The sequence below is a fragment of the Nostoc spongiaeforme FACHB-130 genome, from assembly GCF_014698475.1.
GTDB lineage: Bacteria > Cyanobacteriota > Cyanobacteriia > Cyanobacteriales > Nostocaceae > Nostoc_B > Nostoc_B spongiaeforme.
In genome coordinates this window covers 33,593-57,118 of record NZ_JACJTB010000026.1, presented here as the reverse complement: position 1 = coordinate 57,118, position 23,526 = coordinate 33,593, and the positions used below count along the sequence as shown (strand labels likewise).

The 23,526-nt window shown below is 40.2% G+C and carries 25 protein-coding genes; 13 read left to right on the top strand and 12 right to left on the bottom strand.

Annotated elements, in window-relative coordinates:
- The first annotated feature begins 126 nt into the window (after positions 1 to 126).
- The gene (locus H6G74_RS18770) at positions 127 to 717 is read left to right on the top strand and encodes a Uma2 family endonuclease (protein WP_242051281.1); all 591 of its coding nucleotides are present in this window, start codon (positions 127 to 129) and stop codon (positions 715 to 717) included.
- 39 nt (positions 718 to 756) lie between these two features.
- On the opposite strand, the gene H6G74_RS18765 is transcribed toward H6G74_RS18770, so the two are convergent.
- The 6 genes from H6G74_RS18765 to H6G74_RS18740 form a co-directional block, all read right to left on the bottom strand.
- Positions 757 to 1,305 carry a hypothetical protein gene (locus tag H6G74_RS18765; protein WP_190969111.1) on the bottom strand — a complete coding sequence of 183 codons (549 nt, stop codon included), beginning with the start codon at positions 1,303 to 1,305 and terminating at the stop codon, positions 757 to 759.
- Between the two features lie 80 nt (positions 1,306 to 1,385).
- Entirely contained in the window at positions 1,386 to 2,231 is an 846-nt protein-coding gene (locus H6G74_RS18760; protein WP_242051280.1) for a DUF692 domain-containing protein, read from the bottom strand.
- Between the two features lie 3 nt (positions 2,232 to 2,234).
- Entirely contained in the window at positions 2,235 to 3,329 is a 1,095-nt protein-coding gene (locus H6G74_RS18755) for a TIGR04222 domain-containing membrane protein (RefSeq protein WP_242051279.1), read from the bottom strand.
- Complete coding sequence (locus H6G74_RS18750) at positions 3,281 to 4,219, bottom strand: TIGR04222 domain-containing membrane protein (RefSeq protein ID WP_190969110.1); 939 nt, start codon at positions 4,217 to 4,219, stop codon at positions 3,281 to 3,283. The genes H6G74_RS18755 and H6G74_RS18750 overlap by 49 nt, the downstream gene beginning before the upstream one ends.
- 122 nt (positions 4,220 to 4,341) lie before the next feature.
- Entirely contained in the window at positions 4,342 to 5,337 is a 996-nt protein-coding gene (locus H6G74_RS18745; RefSeq protein ID WP_190969109.1) for a TIGR04222 domain-containing membrane protein, read from the bottom strand.
- Positions 5,338 to 5,437: 100 nt separating this feature from the next.
- Positions 5,438 to 6,229 carry an ion transporter gene (locus H6G74_RS18740; protein ID WP_190969108.1) on the bottom strand — a complete coding sequence of 264 codons (792 nt, stop codon included), beginning with the start codon at positions 6,227 to 6,229 and terminating at the stop codon, positions 5,438 to 5,440.
- An 84-nt stretch (positions 6,230 to 6,313) separates the two neighbouring features.
- Here H6G74_RS18740 and H6G74_RS18735 point away from each other — a divergent pair, with 84 nt between their 5' ends.
- The gene (locus H6G74_RS18735) at positions 6,314 to 6,745 is read left to right on the top strand and encodes a nucleoside deaminase (RefSeq protein ID WP_190969107.1); all 432 of its coding nucleotides are present in this window, start codon (positions 6,314 to 6,316) and stop codon (positions 6,743 to 6,745) included.
- Between the two features lie 213 nt (positions 6,746 to 6,958).
- On the opposite strand, the gene H6G74_RS18730 is transcribed toward H6G74_RS18735, so the two are convergent.
- Both H6G74_RS18730 and H6G74_RS18725 read right to left on the bottom strand, forming a co-directional pair.
- A complete protein-coding gene (locus H6G74_RS18730; protein ID WP_190969106.1) occupies positions 6,959 to 7,621 on the bottom strand; it encodes a response regulator in 663 nt (220 codons plus the stop codon).
- Positions 7,618 to 8,832 (bottom strand): sensor histidine kinase, encoded by a 1,215-nt coding sequence (locus H6G74_RS18725; RefSeq protein WP_190969105.1) that lies wholly within the window; start codon positions 8,830 to 8,832, stop codon positions 7,618 to 7,620. The genes H6G74_RS18730 and H6G74_RS18725 overlap by 4 nt, the downstream gene beginning before the upstream one ends.
- A 220-nt stretch (positions 8,833 to 9,052) precedes the next feature.
- Between H6G74_RS18725 and H6G74_RS18720 the strand changes: the two genes are divergently transcribed.
- From H6G74_RS18720 to H6G74_RS18705, 4 genes are all read left to right on the top strand, one after another.
- Positions 9,053 to 9,565, top strand: coding sequence for a Spy/CpxP family protein refolding chaperone (locus H6G74_RS18720; RefSeq protein WP_190969104.1), 513 nt, complete (start codon positions 9,053 to 9,055; stop codon positions 9,563 to 9,565).
- 153 nt (positions 9,566 to 9,718) lie between these two features.
- Positions 9,719 to 10,234 (top strand): hypothetical protein, encoded by a 516-nt coding sequence (locus tag H6G74_RS18715; RefSeq protein ID WP_190969103.1) that lies wholly within the window; start codon positions 9,719 to 9,721, stop codon positions 10,232 to 10,234.
- Positions 10,235 to 10,410: 176 nt separating this feature from the next.
- Positions 10,411 to 10,674 carry a regulatory protein SipA gene (gene sipA, locus H6G74_RS18710; protein WP_190969102.1) on the top strand — a complete coding sequence of 88 codons (264 nt, stop codon included), beginning with the start codon at positions 10,411 to 10,413 and terminating at the stop codon, positions 10,672 to 10,674.
- A 32-nt stretch (positions 10,675 to 10,706) separates the two neighbouring features.
- The gene (locus H6G74_RS18705; protein ID WP_190969101.1) at positions 10,707 to 11,264 is read left to right on the top strand and encodes a peroxiredoxin; all 558 of its coding nucleotides are present in this window, start codon (positions 10,707 to 10,709) and stop codon (positions 11,262 to 11,264) included.
- A gap of 222 nt (positions 11,265 to 11,486) precedes the next feature.
- On the opposite strand, the gene hisA is transcribed toward H6G74_RS18705, so the two are convergent.
- From hisA to H6G74_RS18690, 3 genes are all read right to left on the bottom strand, one after another.
- Complete coding sequence (gene hisA, locus H6G74_RS18700; RefSeq protein WP_190969100.1) at positions 11,487 to 12,260, bottom strand: 1-(5-phosphoribosyl)-5-[(5-phosphoribosylamino)methylideneamino]imidazole-4-carboxamide isomerase; 774 nt, start codon at positions 12,258 to 12,260, stop codon at positions 11,487 to 11,489.
- Between the two features lie 71 nt (positions 12,261 to 12,331).
- Entirely contained in the window at positions 12,332 to 12,628 is a 297-nt protein-coding gene (locus tag H6G74_RS18695) for a DUF3593 domain-containing protein (protein ID WP_190969099.1), read from the bottom strand.
- A complete protein-coding gene (locus H6G74_RS18690) occupies positions 12,625 to 12,972 on the bottom strand; it encodes a DUF2499 domain-containing protein (RefSeq protein ID WP_190588311.1) in 348 nt (115 codons plus the stop codon). Before H6G74_RS18690 ends, H6G74_RS18695 begins: the two co-directional genes overlap by 4 nt.
- Before the next feature lie 227 nt (positions 12,973 to 13,199).
- Here H6G74_RS18690 and csaB point away from each other — a divergent pair, with 227 nt between their 5' ends.
- The 6 genes from csaB to H6G74_RS18660 all read left to right on the top strand — a co-directional run bounded on the left by csaB (position 13,200) and on the right by H6G74_RS18660 (position 20,604).
- Complete coding sequence (csaB, locus tag H6G74_RS18685) at positions 13,200 to 14,237, top strand: polysaccharide pyruvyl transferase CsaB (protein WP_190969130.1); 1,038 nt, start codon at positions 13,200 to 13,202, stop codon at positions 14,235 to 14,237.
- Between the two features lie 96 nt (positions 14,238 to 14,333).
- On the top strand, positions 14,334 to 15,134 hold the full coding sequence (locus tag H6G74_RS18680; RefSeq protein ID WP_190969098.1) for a PD-(D/E)XK nuclease family protein: 801 nt from the start codon (positions 14,334 to 14,336) through the stop codon (positions 15,132 to 15,134).
- Between the two features lie 57 nt (positions 15,135 to 15,191).
- The gene (locus H6G74_RS18675) at positions 15,192 to 15,827 is read left to right on the top strand and encodes a GNAT family N-acetyltransferase (protein ID WP_190969097.1); all 636 of its coding nucleotides are present in this window, start codon (positions 15,192 to 15,194) and stop codon (positions 15,825 to 15,827) included.
- Between the two features lie 25 nt (positions 15,828 to 15,852).
- Positions 15,853 to 18,219 (top strand): single-stranded-DNA-specific exonuclease RecJ, encoded by a 2,367-nt coding sequence (locus H6G74_RS18670; RefSeq protein ID WP_190969096.1) that lies wholly within the window; start codon positions 15,853 to 15,855, stop codon positions 18,217 to 18,219.
- A 473-nt stretch (positions 18,220 to 18,692) separates the two neighbouring features.
- Positions 18,693 to 19,436: a choice-of-anchor E domain-containing protein gene (locus tag H6G74_RS18665; protein WP_190969095.1), complete on the top strand. Its 744-nt coding sequence runs from the start codon at positions 18,693 to 18,695 to the stop codon at positions 19,434 to 19,436.
- A gap of 307 nt (positions 19,437 to 19,743) precedes the next feature.
- Positions 19,744 to 20,604 carry a Cof-type HAD-IIB family hydrolase gene (locus H6G74_RS18660; RefSeq protein ID WP_190969094.1) on the top strand — a complete coding sequence of 287 codons (861 nt, stop codon included), beginning with the start codon at positions 19,744 to 19,746 and terminating at the stop codon, positions 20,602 to 20,604.
- A gap of 482 nt (positions 20,605 to 21,086) precedes the next feature.
- On the opposite strand, the gene H6G74_RS18655 is transcribed toward H6G74_RS18660, so the two are convergent.
- Positions 21,087 to 21,695: a glutamate acetyltransferase gene (locus H6G74_RS18655; protein WP_242051277.1), complete on the bottom strand. Its 609-nt coding sequence runs from the start codon at positions 21,693 to 21,695 to the stop codon at positions 21,087 to 21,089.
- Between the two features lie 542 nt (positions 21,696 to 22,237).
- Between H6G74_RS18655 and H6G74_RS18650 the strand changes: the two genes are divergently transcribed.
- Positions 22,238 to 22,996 (top strand): Crp/Fnr family transcriptional regulator, encoded by a 759-nt coding sequence (locus H6G74_RS18650; RefSeq protein ID WP_017654928.1) that lies wholly within the window; start codon positions 22,238 to 22,240, stop codon positions 22,994 to 22,996.
- Positions 22,997 to 23,526 lie beyond the last annotated feature (530 nt).

Here is a 23,526-nt window from a genome sequence, read left to right as displayed (position 1 = left end):
TGTTCATTACTTATGGTAGTTTTATTCACTACAAAATGAGTTATAATAACAATTATTTTTAGGTAAGTTAACTGTATTTTCTATTTAATGAGCATAAGTACAGATTTGGTTATTTAGGTAACTGTGATGATGAGTATTCCACTTGTAGACCAGCCCAAGAAAGAACAACTAGTAACTCTGAAAGATGTTTCATGGGAGCAATTCAAGGGAATTGAAACACAGCTAAAGGACAATCATCATGTTCGACTGTCTTATTTGTCAGGAATATTAGAAATTATGTCGCCAGTTGGAGAAGAACATGAGTTCGTAAAAAGTACTCTGAGTTTATTACTAGAAGCTTATATGAGAGAGAAAAACATCCGGTTTTATAAGCGGGGTGGCTATACTTTAGAAGAACCGGGATATGCTTCTGGTACACCAGATGAATCTTACAGCATTGGTGTTAAAAGAGAAGTTCCTGACATTGTGATTGAAGTTGTTGTTACCAGTGGCAGTATTAATAGAAAAGATTTATACAAACCGAAGAATATACCAGAAGTTTGGTTCTGGAAATCTCATCAAATCCAAATATTTTCTCTAACCGAAAGTGGTGAGTATGTAGAAGTCAACCGGAGTCGGTTTTTCCCAGATTTAGATCCAGTAATTTTGCTGCGGTATATCGCCAGTTCTGACCAGTATGATGCGGTACAGGAATTTATTCAAGCTATCCGTGAATGATATTGTCTCACACTCTCCGCGCCTCTGCGTGAGACAATATCATAAAATTATATGATGTAGCTGCGATCGCCCCGACCAACGCCACCAGATTGCCAAAGTTGGTTTTGCAGTAAAATCACGATGAATAGCGTAACGCAACCAACAAAATTTTAAACAAACTCCTGGTTCATAAGTTAACAGCCAAGTTTGTTCATACCTGACTAAATCACCTATCCAAGCAGGTGCTAAATTTTCATTTTGCGCCACCTTCATCATAAAGTTAGCAAAAGCGATCGCATCATCCCGATGTTTTTTAATTCCCGTGGGTAAATAAGTCTCTGCATATCGCCAAAACAAGGTATTAAAATTTTTGCCCAACACCTTAGCAGTTCTGGGTAACAGTTCCCGTATTTCGCCTAACCGCTTCCACTTGAGAGAATTGGCAAATATATTGACTTCCTGTGATGAAACTTCCGCTAACTTTTGTACTTCATCATCACTCAAACCAAACTCCACACCCACCGCTTGCGGGTTGGCAAAAAAACGCCCTCGAAATTCAGTATTGGTGTAAAGCTGGGCTAAAACTTGCTGGGTTTGTGCTAACCCCATCTTTGATAACTCCTAATAAGCTGTCAACTCTCAAACTCTCTTACCTTCGTGTCCTTTGCGTCCTTTGCGGTTCGTTTTTTCTATTCCCCACACCCACCCCAGCAACTTGGTATGAGAATCTTTCGTGCTGTCTGCAATTCTTGGACTATTTCTGTAAACGGAGGTAAATTTTCATCCCGTTCTAACACTATCCCTTTAACAGGAATGCGGGCTACAACTTCCGCCATTATTTGCCAAACTTCCGGCGGTGTGGACTGGGAATGACTATCAATTAATACACCATCGTGCCAATGTCCGCCGACGAAATGCAACTGCACAACACGTTCCCACGGTAAATCATTGAGAAAATCTTGGACATCATAACCATAATTCACTGCATTGGTATGTAAATTCGTCACATCCAACAGCAACCCACAGTCAGCACGTTCTACCACTTCCGCCAAAAACTGCGCTTCGGTCATCTCTGCACCAGGAAGTTTTACCATATAAGTAATATTTTCCAGAATTAACGGCACATCAACAAAGCGTCGCACCTCGGCAATATTGCGACAGAGTATATCTACCGCCTCTTTGGTGTAAGGTAAGGGTGACAAATGCCCAATATCCACACCGCCAGCTTTGGTAAAACAAATATGCTCACTCCACCAAGGCGGGTTAACTTGTTGAATTAAGGTTGCAAGTTTGCGTAAATAATCTGTATCTAAACCTTCCGCACTACCCAGCGACAAATTAATGGCGTGGGGAACTATTGGGAAATGTGCAGCCAGTATTTCTAATTCTTGTTGTTTTTGTACTGGTGCATCAAGATAATGTTCTGCCACAATTTCCAGAAAGTCTACTTGTGGACGGTTAAGAAACAAATCACTTTTGAATGGTTCTCGAAAACCCAACCCGACACCCAAACTAGGAAGTTGAGATAGCATCATTTTTTAGTCTCCACCGCCACATCCACCACAACCACCGCCGCAGGAACCACTACAACCCCCACTACAGCCACCGCCACCACAGCCACCAGAACTACTATTTTGCCTATTGGCGGTATTTATCACAGGTACAAAAATATTTTGAAATCTGTCGTAACGACTTCCGGCGAGTAATTCAAAACCATAAAGTGCGACAGCCAATTTGTATTCTAATTCCGATGGAATGCCAATTTCTACTTTTTGTTTTAACTGGGCGAAGGTTGCTTCAGGGATATCAGCTTGAATTTTTTGTTTTAATTGTCCAAATGTAGCTTCGAGTTGTTTGAGGTAATTTTTCCCCAGCGTGCTAAGACGAGATATTTGAGAGAGACTATGGAGAAAATAAACCGAAAATATTCCCACAATGATGAGATAAGCGACATTATGGGAGTCATCTAATAATGCTACTACCAATTTAAAGCCACCTAACATCAGAATGATAGAAATCCCGATAAAGCTAACTAACTCTTTTCGGACTTGCATTTGTTCAGAAGTTAGTAGTTGTTTACTTTGTAATTGTTGTTGATAAACTGTGCAGTGTGGCTGTAATTGTCTGGCTAATAACCACCCAGATATTCTTGGTGTTGTTGATGTCGCAAACCAATCAAATGCCTCACGTTGTATGGTTGTTAGCAGAGATATATCAGGATGATTTTCTGCTTGTTGGATAGAGTCTTCTGTGATTTGTAAATAACCGCGCTGTGACAAGTCCATCATTGCTACCTTTGCTACTCCCATTTCTTCAGAACGCAAGTAAGCAATTTCGTAAGGATCTGGTTCAGCAGGAATGAGGGGTAAAGGTTGATTTCTTGTAGGATCTTGCATAAACCAGCGACCAACTAACGCTGTAATTATGACAATAGCACCATAAAACCTCAGAAAATCAACGTTATTCATGTCTGTGATGATTTTTGCGATCGCCAACACTACACACATTACCAGTGAGATAATCAGTAACTTGAGTATGAGCGATTTTATAACTGTGCTGGGTACAGGTTTAGTTAACATTCTCTCTACCCACCACAACCGCCACCGCAACCACCACCACAAGAACTCCCGCAAGAACTCCCGCAAGAACTCCCGCTACTACAAGAACTACCGCAGGAACTCCCACTACTACATGAACTACTAGACGAACTACTGCGGCTACTTGTTGTAGAATAAGCTGGTGGAAAGAACGCTTTATAGTAAGCATCGTAGGTAGTTCCAGCCAAAGACTCAACACCAAACAGTGCTAATACCAGTAAGTTGTTGTTGACAATAGAAGTTTCGCGCAGTTTGTTGAAGGTGGTTTGCAGTTGTTGCAGATACCTTTTTCCCAAATGGCTGAGAAACTTGTGCTGACTCACATACCACAGCAGATAAATAATGGACGACACACCCATAATTATCAAAAAACCAACGTTATAGCGTCCCTTACCCAAAGCTATCAGCAGCTTATAGCCACCCAAGCCAAAAATTAGCATCGCGCCAACTAAGCCGATTTTAATATTCCATTCTTGCCACTTCGCACTATACAACAATTGTTCATCATGCAACTTTTCTTGATAAGTATTGCAGAATGACTGTACACACTGAGTCGCTAACCACAAAGATGTTTTAGCCGTAGCAGGTTCAGACAACTTCTCAAAAACTTGCCGTTCGACTGGTTGTAAATTTGATATGTCAGGATGATCAGATGCTTTACTAATAGTCTGCCCACTGACTTGCAAATAACCCTGCTGAATCAAGTTGAATAATATTAAATGAGCAACTCCGGTTGCTTGAGAACGCAAGTAAGCGATTTTGTAAGGATCTGGTTCAGCCGGAATTAGCGGTAAAGGCTGATTTTTTGTTGGATCTTGGACTAAACGTTCACATAATAACAAAGTTGCGATGATAACAACACCATACAATAGCAGAAAGTTCGGCCCATACATATCTGCAACGAAGTTGTGCAGTAATGTATCCATTACTTTTACTCCTTGTTAGGAAATGCCTAAAGTTAGGAACAATTAATTGTCAAAATCTTGGTAGCGGTTGTTTAATTCATCTCGCTTTTTCAACTCTGGAATGTATTATATCACACTCAGTTTTAGCCACCACCACCGCAGCCACCGCAGCCGCCACCACCGCCACCACCGCCACCACCACCACAACCACCACCGCCACAACCACCACCGCCACCGCTACTTCCTCCGTTATCATGGCTGGTGACTAATGGCGCGAAAATTTTTGCAAAATCTGTGTAGGAAGTTCCATGTAAGATTTCTACACCAAAAATGGCTACAGGCAACAACATATTCAAATCTGTTTCATTTCTGTCATCGGATATGGTGCGAATGATTTTGTTTTTAAGTTGTATAAAACTTTGCTGAAGTTGTTTTATATACCTTTCTCCCAGTTGAGTTCGTCTGGATGGACAAGAGAGCAGTATAAAAATAATCCAATAAATTAGACCTATAATAATGAGAAAGAAAACATTGTTATATCCTTTAAGCAATGCTATTGAAAGCTTATAACCACCCAATCCCAAAATAATACAACTTCCCAAAACACTGATTTTCTTTGCTAAGTCTCTGGCGGTTTTGGGTAGTAAAAGTTGCTCATTTAGTAGCGATTCTTCGTAAGTTTCACACCAGTATTTGTGGATAATTGTGTTTGAAATTGTGTAACTGAGTGTTTGACTAGCTAATTTTGGAAACACAAAATAGTCAAATACTTGGCGCTCTATGAGTGATAAATTACCTGGATAAGAATATGTAGTTGATTGCTCTATGGTATCTTGATTAATTTGTAAATAACCATCCTGAAGCAAATTCAATATTACCAAGCGTATGACCTCACTTTCTCCACCACGTAAATATGCAATTTTATAAGGATCAGGATTGGTAGGAATTGATGGTAAAGGTAATTGTGCTGTTGCGTCAAACTTTAAATTATAGTAACTTGCCAATAAAGTTACACTAATAATGCCAGCATAAAACACCAAAAAGTGCGGCCCATACATATTCGCAATGGGGTTACTCAATAGGTTAGGAACGGTCACTATCAGCAACATCGCTATAATTGCCAGTAATAACTTATCCATTGCTAAAATTCAACTCCTGATACTTTCAGAATTGAGTCTATTCAGCAACCGCTACAATTCCCGATAACATTTTTACGGAAAACTTAGAAAAATTTAATTTTTACTCGCCACTTTTAATTCTCAATTTTGTTCCACATCTTTTACAAAAAGCCGCATCTAAATCATGAAAAGCTAAACCACAACCGGAACATACTGTTTCTATCTGATTAGCATTTTTTACCAACCGCTTAATTAAATCTCCCACTTGCCACGGAATTAAGGTGACACCTGTTAAAATCATCAATACTGTCAACAACCTTCCCGCTTCGGAAATTGGTGTGACATCCCCAAACCCGACAGTCGTCATCGTGACAACAGAAAAATAAAACGCATCCAAAAATGTAGTGTAAACTTGGGGGTTTACTGGATGTTCAACTTGATAAATTAACCCCGAATAAATAAAAATAATTGCAAATAATGTAAACAATATCCGCACGAAGATTAAACTATCTTCACTGCTGACACTGGCAAACAAAAACTTTTGATCAATAAACCTAATTAATCTTAAAATCCGAAACCATCTCAGGAGGCGAATAAAGCTGATATCTACTGCGCCTAAGAAAAATGGCAATATCGCCATTAAATCTAAAATGGCATAAAAACTAAAAACATACTTCAGCTTGTTTTCAGCACTCCAGAGGCGAATTATATACTCTACTGCAAAAATTACCAAGATAGCAGTATCAATAAAATCAAGCTGCAATCTAACATTATAAGGAATATTATAAGTTTGGGCAACAAAAATTCCTGACGAAATTAGTACTAAAGCCGCAATTGTCAGATTGATAAATTTTCCAGTAGGTGTTTCCAAGTCTGTTAAGTAAAATTCAGTTTTTTCTCTACTTATTAACATATTTTTTCGACCTTTAAAACTTTTACTGAAATTTCATCTATCTGGAATATGATTGAGCATGATTTTTCATTATTAATAACCACAATGAACCAAGAATATTTTATGCGTTTAGCTCTGGAAGCTGCCAAAAAAGGTGATTGGCCTTATGGTGCGGTAATTGTCAAGGATGACGAAGTTGTTGAAGTAGCATATAATACTGTGCAAACAGATAGTGACCCATCTGCACATGCAGAAATAAATGTAATTCGCAAATTAACAACTAAACTCAAAAATCCTTCTTTAGAAGGTTACAGCATATATACGACTTGCGAACCTTGTCCGATGTGTGCAACAGCTTGTGTGTGGACAGGTATCTCAGAAATTATCTATGGTGTTTCCATTCAAGATTTAGTCTCGATTCATCAGTCACAGATTCATATTTTCTGCGAAGAAATCATAGCTAAGTCTTTTAGAAATATCAAGGTGACAAAAGGTGTTTTAAAAGATGAATGTTTGGCTTTGTTTATAGAGAATTAATTATTGTATATAGAGGCTAGGGGCTAGAGGCTAGATGAAAAACGCTGTAAACGCAGGTAAATTTTTAAATCAGCAGACTAGAAAAAACTATATAGCGTTTCTTCTTCTAGTGAAGTACAAACAAGAATAATTAACCGCAGATGGACGCAGATGGACGCAGATAAATTTTTAACTTAGCAGACTAGGAAAGGCTATAGTATCAGGTGCTAAAAGTTAATCAGACTCATTTAAATAAGCTAAAAAGGTATTAGCGATGATAGCAGCCTGGGTGCGATCGCGCAAACTCAACCGATTTAAAATATTTGTGACGTGATTTTTCACCGTCCCTTCAGAAATATATAATTCTTGGGCAATTTCGCGGTTACTCGCACCTGTCGCAATTAACTTTAAAACCTCTTTTTCTCTGGGTGTGAGTTCAGTTAAACTCGGTGGTACAGGTTCTGATGGTGTTGGAATACCATGTGGAAACTGATTTAATAGTTTCTGCACAATTCCTGGCCCCAATTGAGTATAACCTTTGTGAACGGCGCGAATTGCCACAGCTAATTCTTCTGAGGGTGTATCTTTGAGTAAATAACCCATTGCACCGTATTGTAATGCAGCTGAAACATATTCATCATTATCAAAAGTTGTCAGCACTAAAATTTTGATATTCTCATAATATTGATGAATTTCTTTAGTAGCTGCCACGCCATCCATAATGGGCATTCTAATATCCATTAATACCACATCTGGTTGTAATTTTGCTGCTAATTCCACAGCAATTTTACCATTTTCGGCTTCGCCAATAATTTCTAAATCCGCTTCCAATTTTAGTAATTCTTTTAGTCCTTGGCGGATTAAGTTTTGGTCATCTACTAATAATACTTTAATCATGACATTAAACTCAATAAAGGAATATCAACGGTAATTTGACAGCCAAAATTGGGACTAGTATGAATATTAAATTCCCCCCCTAACGCTAAAGTGCGATCGCGCATACTTTGTAAGCCAAAACCAGTAGTATTTTGCTGAATATCAAATCCTCTGCCATTATCTTGCACCATCAACCGTAAACTATTTTTATTACTAGTGAGGGCGATGATTACTTCTGTTGCTTGTGCATGTTTAGAAATATTGGTCAATGATTCTTGAATAATCCGATACAAGGCAATATTAATCTCTGTTGGCGGAGGATAATCTAAATTAATAAAACAACGTGGACTAATACCATTAGCGCGATGAAAATCTTCTAACAGTCCAGATATTGCCTGTTCTAAAGTTTTTTCTTGCAAGGGATTAGCCCGCATAGTCGAAACTGACTGGCGCACATCTTTTAAAGCTTTAGAACCTAATTCTTTGGCTCTAGCTAAAAATGTTTGAGCTTTTTCTGGGTTGGCATTCCACAATTTTAAAGCGGTTTCTAATTGTAAATTTAAAGCAGTTAAAGAATGCCCCAAAGAATCATGAATTTCCCGCGCGATGCGTGTACGTTCTTCTAGGGTGGCTTGATTCTCAATTCGCAAAGCATATTGGCGGAGTTTATCATTAGCGATCGCTAGTTTTTCTCGACTCTGCCGTTCAGCTAAAACTGTATTCATTAATAATAAAACGAAAACCAAGCTTAACCCAAATAATAATGCTGTATTGAATGTAATAAACCGAAACCGCTCTTGGGCTTGTGGCGGTAAAGCCTTGGGTAAGCGGGAATTTAAGGTAATTAAAAATAAGCCAAAAGATAAACCCGTCACAACTAAACGCCCTGATAGTTGAAAAATTAAACAACTACGGGTTACTAAAATCAGATAGATGAATGGAAACAATCGCGCCACTCGCCCACCAAACATCCCCGTAATAAATAGTAATAAAATCTCAATCGCTGTATAAATTATTTTACTGATCGGTTTACCTGTGGGGATTCTTAAACCCATAACCCCAAAAATAATCAAACAGCCAATGGTCAGTTCAGGAAATTGATTGGCGTGATTAGCAAAACGCGGCGAAGATTCAGGAAAAGTAGATGATGAAATGGCAAGAGTGAGCAATATCCATTCTAAATACAGTAAAAATCGAAAGGGATGATTGTGAATTTGAATAGTTTGATTCATAGCAATATGAGATTTAGAGCGTTACTAGAAAATGGCGAGATTATACTTAATCCCGCCTTTTGTTGTCACTTGAATTTACTAGTTATTGTTACTCAAATAGCAGAAAAATAAAGCATGACTAAAGTCATGGGTGTAAACATGACTTTCGCCTCATGTGATGAATAAGAGTAAATTCCTATGATGATGGCATCCTCAAACGGAACAGAAAACAAGGTACAAAATGAAACTCAAATCATTATCATTCATTGCTGGTGCGATCGCTCTAACTCTGACAACAACTTCCTTAGCTGTCAAAGCTCAAGCCTTCTCTCATTCTCCTCTGTTAGTAGCCCAAGCAGAAGGACAAGGCCGCTGGCAAGGTAAAAAAGGCCCTTGGGCAGAATTAGGTCTAACTGACGCGCAAAAGAGCCAAATTGAGCAAATTCAACGCAACACCCGCACTCAAATTGAAAACGTTTTCACCCCAGAACAAAAAGCAAAAATCAAAGCAGCAATGGAAGCACGCCGCGCTGAAAGACAAGCAAATCCAGGACAGCGTGTCGGCCGTCGAGGTGGTAAGGACTTTGCTGATTTGAATTTAACCGAAGCGCAAAAAACCCAAATTCGGCAAATACGTGAATCTTCTAAACAACAAATTGAAGCCGTTTTAACTCCCGAACAAAAAACCAAACTTCAGCAATTACGCCAAAACGGTAAAGAACGTCGTCAACAACGCCGTCAACCTAATACCTAATTCTGGCAATTCAGCATTTAAATTTAGAGTCACAACAATAACTAGAGAGCCAAAATCGTTTCTCTCATACCATCTACCGAGACAAGCACGACTAGTTATTTAGCCAGGGTGGGCATTATTCACCCACCCCTATCAATTTTTAATTTTAGAATTATGCAAACTGATCTTGCTTCCTCCAAATCTACGCCTCCCATCCAACAATTTTTAGACAAACTCGATCGCATTACAGAAGCACGCGGCAAAAATGTGCCACAAATTGTTTATCTAGAAAAGTTGCGATCGCTAACTGCTGACAGTTTTGGTCAAGCTTGGGTTGATTTCCTCGATGCACACAACCTCAAACCTTTCACTACAGGTATGCGCCGCAAACAACTTCATGATGGCGTTCACGTCCTCACTGGTTATGGTGCAGACCCCATAGGCGAAGCAGAAGTACAAGCATTTTTATTAGGCGCAAAATTCGGCGTATTTAATGTTCTATTAGGCTTAGGACTATTAAGAGTTATTTATAAAAATCTGGATTCTCGTCAAGAATTTACTTGGCAAAGATTATGGCAAGCATATCAGCGCGGTCGTCACTCCAACTTTGACCCAGATACTTGGCAACCTGAGTTAGTTTGGCACTTACCACTAACTGAAGTACAAGTAATATTTTCTGTTAGCAAATAAATTTTTAACTTTTGATTTTTGACTTTTGACTTACTCAGGCTTCCTTGCAGAAGATGGCGAGAGGAGAGACGTTTCATCTCCTTTCGCATTCCTTAATTTCCTTCCCGACTAATAACAAAATTGACAACCCCTTTAGGATAAAGTTAGGAGTTAATCAAACTTCTAGCTTTTTTTATATGACCAAAGAATTCGCTATTGGTAGCAAAGTCAAAGTCGTGGCGCTACCACCCTACGTCAAAACCGCCGACCCGATGCCTATGTTACGTCCCCCAGACGTGATAACTCTTGGTGAAGAAGGTATAGTCCTTGACCGCCGTCCGGGAGGTTATTGGGGTATTCGCTTTACCAGAGGTGCTTTTCTTCTCGATAGCCAATACATCGAAAGCACAGATACCCCCAGCGAATCTGAGTTAAGTGATAATAGCAACCAAGAATTGTAAACTTATGTAAAGTTGTAATTATAGTTTGCACCATGATTTCTCGGCGCAATTTTTTGAGTCTATTATTTGCCAGCTGCTTTACTCTCATTTGTTGGTTCAACTTTTCACCTGCGGCTAACGCGCTGGGTGGTAAACTACCAGCATTAAATCAACCTGCACCAGAGTTTACATTGCCGACAAATACAGGCGACGGCAAAATCTCTCTGACTGATTTGCGTGGTCAGTGGGTAGTACTGTACTTTTATCCCAAAGACTTTACCTCTGGTTGCACCATCGAAGCGCGGCGTTTTCAGCAAGACTTACCCAAATATCTGGCAAAAAATACGCAAATAATTGGCGTGAGTGCTGATGATGTCGATTCTCATGCTGAATTTTGCGATTCTGAGGGATTAAAATTTCCGCTTTTGGCTGATACAACTGGCGCAGTTAGTAAAGCCTACGGTTCTTGGATTGGTTTTGTCTCGATGCGCCACAGCTTTATTATTGACCCAGAAGGTATCTTGCGCGAGACTTTTGTCAAAGTTAATCCCTCGGTTCACAGTCAAGAAGTGTTGGCAAGATTAGAACAATTACAATCTTCAGCTTCTTAGAAGATGTGTTTCCCATAATTCACATCTTCCACGGGGGCGACTGAAGTCACTGCTACACAGACAAAACCCTTGATTTTATACGCGGTTCAACAGACATAACCTGATACCAAGTTGTAGAGACGTTGTATATAACGTCTCTACTGAGGGTGGGAGTAGGAAGACTATATTTTGAAAGCAACTTAGTACGAGTGTGTTTAGCTGCGATTCTGCATCCAGCTATTTTTAAGCAAAGGAAGAAAAGCCAAGATTTGGTGGTATATCTTGAATGCGTCCTGGGCCGATCGCTCGTAGTGCTTCTTTGAGTAAAATATCGCCAGTATACAAAGCACGTCCCACAATTGCACCTGTGACACCTAGTGCTTCTAAAGCTAATAAACTCAACAAATCAGTCACCGAACTCACACCACCAGAAGCAATTACCGGGATGGAAATCGCATTGGCGAGTTCGCGTAATGCTTCAATATTGGGGCCACTAAGAGTACCGTCACGGTGAATATCGGTGTAGATAATGGCGGCTGCACCTAATTCTTGCATTCGCACTGCGAGTTGAGTGGCTAAAACTTCCGAGGTTTCTAACCAACCACGGGTAGCTACTTTCCCATTCCGTGCATCAATACCGATGATAATTTGTTGGGGAAATTCTTGGCAGAGTTCTTGGACTAGCTGTGGTTGTTCGACGGCGACAGTTCCCAGAATTGCCCATTGTACACCCAAGTTAAACACTTGCTGCACACTAGAGCGATCGCGCAATCCCCCACCGATTTCAATGGGTACTGATATGGCTTGAGCGATCGCTTCAATCGCTTTCAAATTTACTACTTTACCTGCTTTTGCGCCATCTAAATCAACCAAGTGCAAGCGAGTTGCACCTTGATCTACCCATTGTTTAGCCACATCCACAGGATTTTCACTAAAAACTTGGGATTTTTCATAATCTCCCTGATACAGTCGCACACAACGACCTTCAAGTAAATCAATTGCTGGTATTACATCCATTTATCTTATCCTTGTTAAAAGTGCTGAGTGCTGAGTGCTGAGTGCTGAGTGCTGAGTAAAAATAATAGCCGCTAGTTCTTAGACGCTAACCTCTCTTTCACAGCTTGGCGAAAACCAATCACCAGCAAGATGTTAGATAGGGTTAAAAAGACTTCCGCACCGCCATGTAGCCAATCGACATTTGCCAAAGCTTCGCCATAATGCACTTTGGCGTAGATACCTGCGGGGATGGTAACACCGACAAATACAAGTGTGCCGTAAAATCCATACAATGCTAACCTGGGTACTTGTTGACTGCGGCTAAGAAACCACAAGAAACCCAAATAGGGAAACAAGGAAAGGGCAAACAGGGTTTCTTTTGAGATCATGGTTTTGATTTAATAGATGAGACTGCAACATTATCTGTGACATTTTTGGCAGACTTGCTGGAACGCCAAATCCATACCGCAGCTGCCCACAGTGTAAAATTACCAACTAAAGTCATGGTAGCTTGCAAAGTTACCAGCCATTCTAGAGATTCTGCATTGTCAAAATAATGCCAAGTGCAAGCACACATAGCACTCACCAAAGCTGGTAACATGGCTAGGGACAATCCCCACCAACTACGATTACCAGTGAGTTCGCCGTAAGTCCAGATTAACCAAATCGCGGCAATCCACTCAATAACGCTAGAAATGTGAATAATCCAAGTGGGAATTGATAGGGCGTGCATAAATAAGTCAAAAGTCAAAAGGAGCCAGTGCGTTGGGCGGCTCTGCCGACTTGAAGCAACTGGCGTTCAAAAGTCAAGAGTCAAAAGTTAATCTTCCTCTGATTCTTTCTTCTGTTCTTCAATCTTCCCACAAGGAAATTCCTATTTGATTGACAAGATGGCTGACATACTATGAACTGTTGAGAAAAAGTTGATAATCTAAAATCCAAATTCTGAAGATGGGAACTATGCGGGCGTTATTGTCTGGTTATTATGGCAAAGGTAACGGTGGTGATGAAGCTTTACTGGCGACGCTTTTACAAATGTTGCCATCTCATGTTACGCCTGTGGTGCTTTCTGGCAATCCCGAAGAAACGCGCGATCGCTACAATGTAGAAACTTACAACCGCATGGCTATGCTACCTGTACTGCAAGCTTTACGTTCCTGCGATGCTTTTATTTGGGGCGGTGGTAGTTTAATTCAAGATGTCACCAGCACCATTAGCCCTCTGTATTATGGGGGATTGATGACATTGGCGCAAACAATGAATTTGAAAACCATTGCTTGGGCGCAAGGTATTGGCCCTTTATTGCGTCCGCAAACGCGCTGGTTAGCCAGACGCAATTTTGCTGGTTGTACCAAAGTTAGTGTCCGCGATCGCGCCAGTGCGGCTTTATTATCAGATTGGCAAATTCCCCACATCATCGCACCTGATCCTGTTTGGGCGCTACAAGGAAAACCAGTCCCCGAACTTCAAGATTTACCTACGCCGAGAGTTGCTGTAACATTGCGATCGCACCCCCAACTCACTCCAACCCGCCTAGCTAACCTCACCAAAGCATTAGTAGATTTTCAAAAAGCCACCCAAGTATTTATTTTATTGCTGCCATTTCAAAAAAGTGAAGATTTAGGCATAGCCCAAGCCATTCAACCCCACCTTGCTGATGTTAGCCAAATATTGTGTCTGGAAGATCCACAACTTTTAAAAGGTGTATATCGTGGTGTGGAAATGGCAATTGGAATGCGGTTACACAGTTTAATTATGGCTGCGGCTGAAGGTTGTCGCTGTTTTGCCCTCAGTTATGATCCCAAAGTCAATCGTTTGATGGAAGATTTAGCCATACCTGGCTGGGATTTAGAAAATTTACCAGATGACGCAAGTATAATTAGTAAAACTTGGCTGGAATATTACGCCAATGGTGAACCACTTTTGCCCGAAAAAATCCAATCTTTAGTCGATAGAGCCTTAATGCACCGCGAATTATTGAGTGAAGCCTTGAGTTAAATTTTTGGATATTTGTTAAGGTAAAACCCAGATAAAAATTATTACAAATAAAATAGGGTTCAGCAAGGCGATCGCAGCTAAATCTATAATAGAACAATGCTATCAACTTCTCCTAATTTATTAAGACTATCCCAAGGACAACTCAACTTATTAGAACGTTGTCCTCGTCAGTTTCAGCATACATATTTAGAACAACTCAATTCTCCCGCAGATCCAGAACACGAGGAAAGACAAACTTTAGGTAGTCGGTTTCACTTGCTCATGCAGCAGCGAGAAATCGGTTTACCAATTGATAGTTTATTACAAGCCGATTCCCAACTACAAAAGTGGATGTCTGCATTTGCTAGTGCCGCACCAGACATTGTAACACCTACAATTAATAATCAAACCTTCCGCGAAAGTGAACACTACCGTACCTTACAAGTTCAAGATTATTTACTAACTGTTATCTACGATTTATTAATTGCCGATAACCAGCAAGCGCAAATTTTAGATTGGAAAACCTATCCCAAACCACCAGATAAACGCAAATTAGCTCAAAACTGGCAAACACGCCTTTATATGTACGTCTTAGCCGAAACCAGCGAATACTTGCCAGAAAATATCTCAATGACTTACTGGTTTGTTCAGTCTGAAGGTAGACCACAAAATATAAAATACACCTACGATAATAAGCAACATCAGCAAACAGCAAAAGAACTCAATCAGCTATTAAATAATCTAACTACTTGGCTAAAACTTTATCAAAAAAGTCAGCCATTCCCACAAGTTATCGAGACTAGTAAAGCCTGTAATTACTGCCAATTTGCCGTTCGTTGCCAACGTACACAATCAGTTGAAGACACAGTAACATATCCATTACTAAATATTGATAATATTCAAGAAGTCACACTTTAAATTTATGTTGTATTTTAGCGCCTTTGCGCGAAACGTATAATTCTTATTATCTAACGTATGACTACATTTGAAGAAAGCGACGCAATTTATGTCCGGGAACTAGGAATTGATGATATCGCCCCTGTATATCATTTAGGTGAAGAATTATTCACCAGCGATTTATATCCATACCTCTACCGCACTTGGGATGAATGGGAAGTAATTGGACTTTATAATACAGACCCAGAATATTGCTTAGTTGCTGAAACTAGTGGAGAACTAGCTGGATTTATTTTAGGAACAATTATAACTAAAGCATCTTGGACTTATGGTTATATTTTGTGGCTGGGAGTTAACCCAAAATATCAGCGTCAGGGAGTAGCAGACAAGCTAGTTGATAAAGTCGTTGCTCGCATGATTGAAGATGGCGCAAGATTCATGTTAGTAGATACTGACCCCACCAATGTAGCCGCAGTGAAATTTTTTAATCGCAAAGGTTTTGGCAACATTCGTCAACATATTTTCTTGTCGATGAATTTAAGTAAACACCCACATTATGGTAGGCTAATTGACTACGAGCATCAAAAAGCCGAAAGAGCAGGTTACAGGCGATCGCGTCCCACAATTCGCCCCCGAAAATCTGACGGCGTTGCGAATGAATTAGTCCTCAATCCTTTAGTAAACGAATCCCCAATTATTGAAGACCAAAAATAGAAGTCTAGAAAATGACCAATGACCAATGAAGTGGATTTTAGCACCTACTGAACAACCTCCAGATTGGTTTATTGCAGCAGTAAAGCAGTACACACCTACATCGAGTGGATTATATGCAGCACAATTATTGTGGCAAAGAGGCATTCAAGATTCTCAACAACTAGCAGCTTTTGTTAACTATCAAACTTATCAACCTGCTAGTCCTTTTGAATTTGGGGAAGAAATGCACCTAGCAGTAGCTAGATTACAACAAGCACGTAAGCTTGGTGAAAAAGTGGCGATTTGGGGAGATTTTGATGCTGATGGTATTACTTCCACTGCGGTCTTATGGGATGGCTTGGGGCAATTTTTTCAGCAACATACACAGTTAACTTATTACATTCCCAATCGTCTCAGAGAATCTCACGGACTGAATAATTCAGGAATTGAGAATTTAGCAAAACAAAATTTTAAATTAATAGTTACTTGTGATACGGGTAGCACAAATATTGATGAGATTATATATGCTAAAAAGTTAGGTATAGATGTCATTGTTACAGACCATCACACCTTACCCGCCCAACGTCCACCAGTTACAGCAATTATTAACCCCCGTTATTTACCAAGCGAACATCCGTTATTTCATCTTTCTGGGGTAGCAGTTGCTTACAAGTTGGTAGAAGCCTTTTATCAAACTCTGCCCAATGTCCCGCAAGATGCACTAGAAAACTTATTAGATTTAGTCGCAGTCGGGTTAATTGCTGACTTGGTACAACTCAAAGGAGATTGTCGGTACTTAGCACAGTTGGGAATCCAACGTTTACAAGCAGACTTTAAACAACCACCAACAGCGCGACGCAGACCAGGGGTAGGGCGATTATTAGAATTGTGCCAAAAAAGTGGCGATCGCCCCACAGATATTTCCTTTGGTTTAGGGCCGCGCATCAACGCAGTTAGCCGCATTCAAGGCGATGCGAGTTTTTGCGTAGAATTACTGACTAGCCGCGATGCCAAACACTGCAATCAATTGGCGGAAGAAACAGAACTTGCCAACACTCGCCGCAAGTCATTACAAAAAGATGTCCAAACCCAAGTAGCCCAAAAACTCACCCAATTAGATTTATCAACAACCAGCGTCATCGTCCTCGAAGATCCCCAATGGCCAGCCGGTGTCTTAGGCTTAGTCGCCGGACAAGTAGCCCAAGAAACAGGCCGCCCCACAATTTTGTTAAGCACAGAAGGGAATGAGGAATTGATGACAAACAAGGAGGATTACATCCCCACTCCCCACTCCCTACTCCCTACTCCCACCCTAGCAAGAGGTTCAGCCCGTTCCATTAATTCTGTCGATTTATATCAACTAGTCAAAGACCAAGCACATTTATTACATCGCTTTGGTGGACATCCCTACGCTGCGGGTTTGAGTTTACCAGTCGAGAATATTCCTTTATTTACCCAAGCAATTAATCAGCAGTTGCGGCAATCTTTGGGTAGTACAGAATTGATGCCTACAGTTCAGGCAGATTTAAAAGTTACCGTAGCAGACTTGGGTAAAGAATTATTCTTAGAACTAAAATTGCTAGAACCTTGCGGGATGGGAAACCCAGTTCCAAAACTCCTCATCCAGAACTGCTGGTTTGAAAACGCTTGGCATCGCAATCAGCAAGACTGGCAAGGAAAAAAAGTACAGTACATTAAAACTGATTTTGATATTCGGGATGACTCTACTAAAAATCCTTTTCCTGGCGTGTGGTGGGGGCATTATAAAGATGAATTACCTGTAGGCAAATCTGATTGCATCGTCGAATTAGATTACAACAGTTTCAAAAAACGCTATGAAATCAGATTAATCGCCGTCCGCCCTAGCAATGACTCAGAACTCAGTCAACAATATTCAACACAAATCCTTGACTGGCGCAATCTACCCACTCCCAACTCCCAACTCCCAACTCCCAACTCCCCACTTATCTTGGAACAATGCCCTACTAGCTGGGATGAAATACGCATTTGGTGGCAACGCTCTCTTTACAATCATCAACAATTAGCCCTGGCTTGGTCTAAACCTCATCTACAACCACCGCAAGAAATTTGGCAGACTCTAGTTGGCATAGCTAAATATCTGAGTCGTACACAGCAGCTAGTTACCCGCACACAACTACTAACAAAATTAGGCATAGGCGATCGCAGCTTACTACTAGGCATCAAAGCTTTGAAACATTGCGGATTTATAGCTACCAGACAAGACCGTTATTTACAAATCAGCCAAAATTCTCAAACAATTTCACCCAATCTAGCAGATACAGCCGTTACTCAATTTCTGTACGCAGTCAGTGAAGAACAATTTCAGCAACAGTACTTTTCTGAAGTCCCTTTATCTACAATTGTGGCGCTTGTTAATCGACCTCTAATATGAAAGAGCTAAGTGCAGAGTCATTACAGTACTCGCTTTTTCACACTTGCCTATGAAATGCAGTTCATCAGTAAATCATAGATAATGCCTAATTACACTCATAGAAATTTTAAATTTTAAAAATACACACTAGCTTTTATGTTCATCATACTAACAGTGCATATATCCTCAATAAATAACTTGATGTATAGGAAATTTACCTGATATCTGAACATTTGCTGAGTTGAAAGAGTCTTGATTTGACAAAACTTCTGATGGTTTTTGATAGTCCAATAAGGCTCTACCAAGGTCTCCATCTAATTTGCCAACCTTAACAAAACTTTATCTATGCTTCTCAAAGGTGGATTTATGCAAGTTTTTTCATAATCAAAGCTTTACATAAATTTCGGTAGATTTAGCAAGCCGACAACCAAAAATTACAAGTTAGAAATAATGTAGCAATCTTGCGTTTATCCAGTTTGAGAAGATAAATTTCCATGACAACAAAACTATTTCAAACTCTAGCAGCAGCGACCACCTTGGCAGGTATCGTAGCCACCGCAGGCGCAGCAAACGCAGCTTCTCTTTCTTACACTACTCAATACCAATACAAGCCTACAGATGGTACACCAGTGTCAGCTGATGGTTTCTACAAGACAGATATTGAAGATATCATCAGTGTTAACAAGTTCAACTCAAAACTAGGTACTCTCAAAAGTGTAACTATTGATTTTGTCGGTAATTTGAAGGGAGATGCAGCTTTTGAAAACAGAAGCAGCAGAGCAGCCACTGTTTTAGTAGACCTTGCAGGTGAGTTGAGCTTGGAACTCCCAGCAGGCGTAGAGCGATTTAATGTCACTCCAACCCAGTCTTATACTTACCAAGTAGCTAGATTTGATGGAATTAGTGATTTCGGTGGTGCTTCAGGCAGGACAGTTAGTGGACTGAGTGCTACTCTAGCACAAACACAAACAATCGCCAGTAGCGACGAATTTTTCCAATATTTCCTCGGTACAGGAACAGCAGACTTTACTTTCAAGGCATTCGCCGACTCTAGAGTTACAGGTTCAGGCAACTTCGACTCTCGAATTAACACTTATGCCTCCGCAGGTTTAACTGTCACATACGACTATGACCCCAAAGCCGTACCCGAACCATCTGCTGCAATTGGTCTTGGCTTAGTAGCAGGAATTGGTTTAATGTCCCAACGCAGAAAAAATTGGCTCAAAGCGTCTAACTAATTGGTAGAAATAGGTGAGTCTTCTTACCTGATTCAATTGATTAATATCAATTAATCACCAAAAAGCACATTGCATTAATTACACAGTTGTGCATCTGTTAGACCGTTTTCATGTCGATCATTACTGTCAGAATCATCTTTTATTTAACTGTGGAAAACCTAGACCGAAAGTCTGGGTTTTTTATTTTGGTTGATAAGTTGTTGTGTGTTTAAGGAATTTAGATGTGTTTTAGCTTAATTATTTTGACTGAATCAGATTGTGCCAATGCCTGTTACCCTCATACTGGGAGTTCAGAGATTAAAAATTTATGTATATGGCATCACCTAAAAATCAAGCTCTACCTACACAAGACATTAAGTTACTAGTTTTAGATATCGATGGTACGATCGCAGGTAAATCCAATTCTTTAAGCAAACCTGTTAAGCAAGCGATCGCCGCAGCTCAAGCCAAAGGTATTCATGTTGCAATTGCTACTGGGCGGATGTATCGTTCTGCTTTACGTTTTCATCAAGAAATTCGCTCTAACCTGCCATTAGCAGCTTATCAGGGAGCTTGGATTCAAGATCCAACTAACCAAAAAATCCACTATCACTTACCTGTAGCCAGAGAAATCGCATACCAATTACTAGACTATTTTGAACAACCCCAGTGGCGATCGCTGCTTTCTATTCACTTTTACATTAATGATCAACTTTATGTCCGGGAGTTAACTAGAGAAACTAAAATTTACGCACAACGTTCAGGAATTATCCCCATTGCTGTGGGTGATTTACGCAAAATTTTAATTGAATATGAACCAACAAAAATTTTAGCTTTGTGTGATGACACAGAAGCAATTAGCCAATTATTAGGAAATTTGCGTCGCCAATATACACCCGCAGAACTTTACCTCACAACTTCTGTAGCTACTTTTTTTGAAGCCACAAATCCTGCTGTTAATAAAGGTGCGGCTGTACGTTATTTTGCTGAAGAACTTCTCGGTTTGCAAAGAAATAACGTTATGGCTATTGGTGATAACTTTAATGATGTAGAAATGTTGGAATACGCTGGTATTGGTGTAGCGATGGGCGATGCACCCACGGAAGTAAAAGCGATCGCTCAGTGGATAGCCCCCAGTGTAGAGAAAAATGGAGTTGCGATCGCCATCCAAAAATTTTTACTTTCTTAAAGCAGACTGTTTAAACTTTTTTACATTATGAAATCAGAAAGAGCGCCGACGACTGGCCGTGTTTCGTCTCGGCGCTCTTGCTGGTTCGCTCCTCACACAACTGCAAGTATAGTCGAACTACTTTTATGAGTCAATAGCTATGATAAAAACCGTTATATTTTCCTCAGAAACAATACTGATGAATAGCCCGCTCATTTCTAGCAAAATTGCGTAGCTGTTTTGATAAACTGCAACTTTCTAACTTCCATAAATTCTAGGAATCCCGTTTGATTTCCGAATCTAGTTGGATAGATAGCGAATGGGTAGAAGCGGGTTTACTCAATGAATCTGTGGGTACACTAAATTCTTCATCAACTCGCCCTTACAGGAGTAGGAAAGAAGCCTGATCCAGTATATTGATTTGTTTCATAAATCCAATTATTCAACCTCCTGCCTTTCAACTTCTGCCTTCTTTGCTGTCGCTTCCATACAAAACGATGAGTTCATAACTCCCACAAAGCAGCAACTCCTAGTTTTTCTACTAGTAAATATCTCAGCAAATGCTGGGTCACTATGACCAAACCCAAACGAGATTGAGCCAATTCCGGTGAATTAATTTTTACATCGCCCCAAATACGACACTGACACCAAAGTTTTTCCCAAGCCTGACTCAACTTCCAAGCGGTTTTTTGCCAGTGAATTGCATCACCAATCTCAGAACATACTAAGTCGTCCACCACCTCCACTAACTCAGCCAGTAAATCCCTCTCTGTGGAGTCATGCAGCCAAAGTTGGTTCTCATGATTCAACCAAGGTATGGGTTCTTGAGATACTGGTTGCCATAATGTTGTACTTGTATCTGGTAAAGGTTCCCGCAGTTTAATTAATTTCTCACGATGACCTAGCAAGATTAATGAGCAACATCTTGCATAAGCGTATTGAATAGCAAATATCTGGGATGGGTTGTGATTGTTAAATTTGGGAGTTGTGTTTTCTGTTCCCATCTTTCCTGGTTGTTCGCTGCACCCCATAACCCAGCTTTGTAGCCAACTTGCCAAATATGTTGGTTTTAATTCAAAATAAATCCAACCAGGTGGAACAATTGTAACCATAAAAACGTCGCCACTGGTCGCTAAGAATCTAGGGACAAGAGTATTAGCTATGTCCATAGCAGTGCAATTATGAGATTTTGCTAACTGCTGCGCCACTCCTGAGATATACAAGATTTTTTTATTATCTCTATCTTTGTATAGATGATTTTTTTTTATTTCTTTAAACTGTATTTTTTCGGCACTAGTAAAATCACTGAGTGTTTCCAGAGACCAAGCATTTAATAACTGCTTAATTGATGGCTGATTGCTTGTTATTAACCAATAATCCACTTAATCTGATAAGAACAGCTTTTGATTATTTCTCCAACAGTGGCTTGCCATCTTCCTTGAGATATAAGTTTTATCTATATAAAGAAAAATGAGAAGACCATAAAATTTAATAAATATTCTATGAATAGTAAGTAAACTTTACTACCATCATTGTACAGTAAGAAGTATAACAAAAGAGTAGGCGCTAAATTGCTCTCTACTCTTTGGATGGCTGGCGCTGTTAGGCGTTAAGCCTACCCGTCAACACAAAGACACTCCTTGCACCTTGTTTTATGACGTCTTTGTCTTCAGCCGAACGCTCTTTGTTACCTATGCAATCTCCATCCTCCTTTTCTGAGGCATCACGCCCCTTTTTGACTTGGCAACGTATTCTTGATTGGGCTCAAGAACACTATCGTTGCCGCACCTTTAGCAAAGATGAGCGCATTCCAGCTAGACCTGGTTTGCTGTATTTGGTGCAAAGAGGTGCGATCCGTATGGTAGGTACCGCTCAAGTGAGTGCTACTGCCAGTCAGTTAACATCTCGACGCATTAACAGAACTCCAGAAGAAGCCTTCTTGGGTTTTGTGGGAGCAGGACAACCATTTGAAATTGTGGCTCAGTCACCATTCACCCTCCAGGCATATGCCCATGTTGACCAAACTGCGGTGCTGTGGATGTACTGGCATGATTTAGACAACTGGCCTCACTTCCGGCGCGAGGTTATGGATGCCTTTAGGTATCAGCATCAGCGTAAGTTGTTGTGGTTGAGTGCTTTGGGTCAGCGGCGCACAATTGACCGCCTCTTAGGATTCCTTACATTGTTAATTGAGGAATATGGTGAACCCGCAATGAGCGAAACTGATCCCGATGTGATTCGGGGCTATTGTTTGCCTTTCCCCCTTACTCATGCCCAAATTGGTAGTGCGATCGGCTCTACTCGTGTAACTGTGACCCGCTTAATGGGCAAATTGCGTCAAAGAGGTTTAATCCTCACTCAAGGAGATAATCTCATTTGCTTGCCAGCAGAGTCAATTAATAGAGCAAGCTAAGACGCTATAAGAGTTCCTGTAACGGCATCTATCAGAACTTGACCCCGATCAGTCATCAGTGAGTTGGCGCAGCAACACCTCCTTACTGTTGTGTTTGACCAATCTGTTTGACCACCACAAACAGATTGTGCGTAATCGGGTATTTTCTGGATAAAAAGGCCTTTGTGTGAAGTTTTTTCTTGTACAAGATACTCACAAGGGAAAAATAATAGTTCTTGGTAGAGAACTTGTTGATGATTTTGTTTGCCTGGCAACAACAGGAACTAAGTTAAACAATGAAGATAATTCTTGTTTAAGGCAAAAGTGTAGTAGATTCCAGTCATAAAGATCAGCTAAATTTCGATCAAGTTTGGATGATCTCAAAAACCCACAATTAGAGTCGAAAGTATTGATTACCCAAGACTTTTTCAGTGCCATTGTCTGTCTTGTTGTTATCAGTGGTGCAGTGGAAATACGGTTAATTAATTCCCAGAATTGGAGCCTAATCCTAGGCTCCAATTGTCATTTTTACTTGTATAGATAGCCAGTCT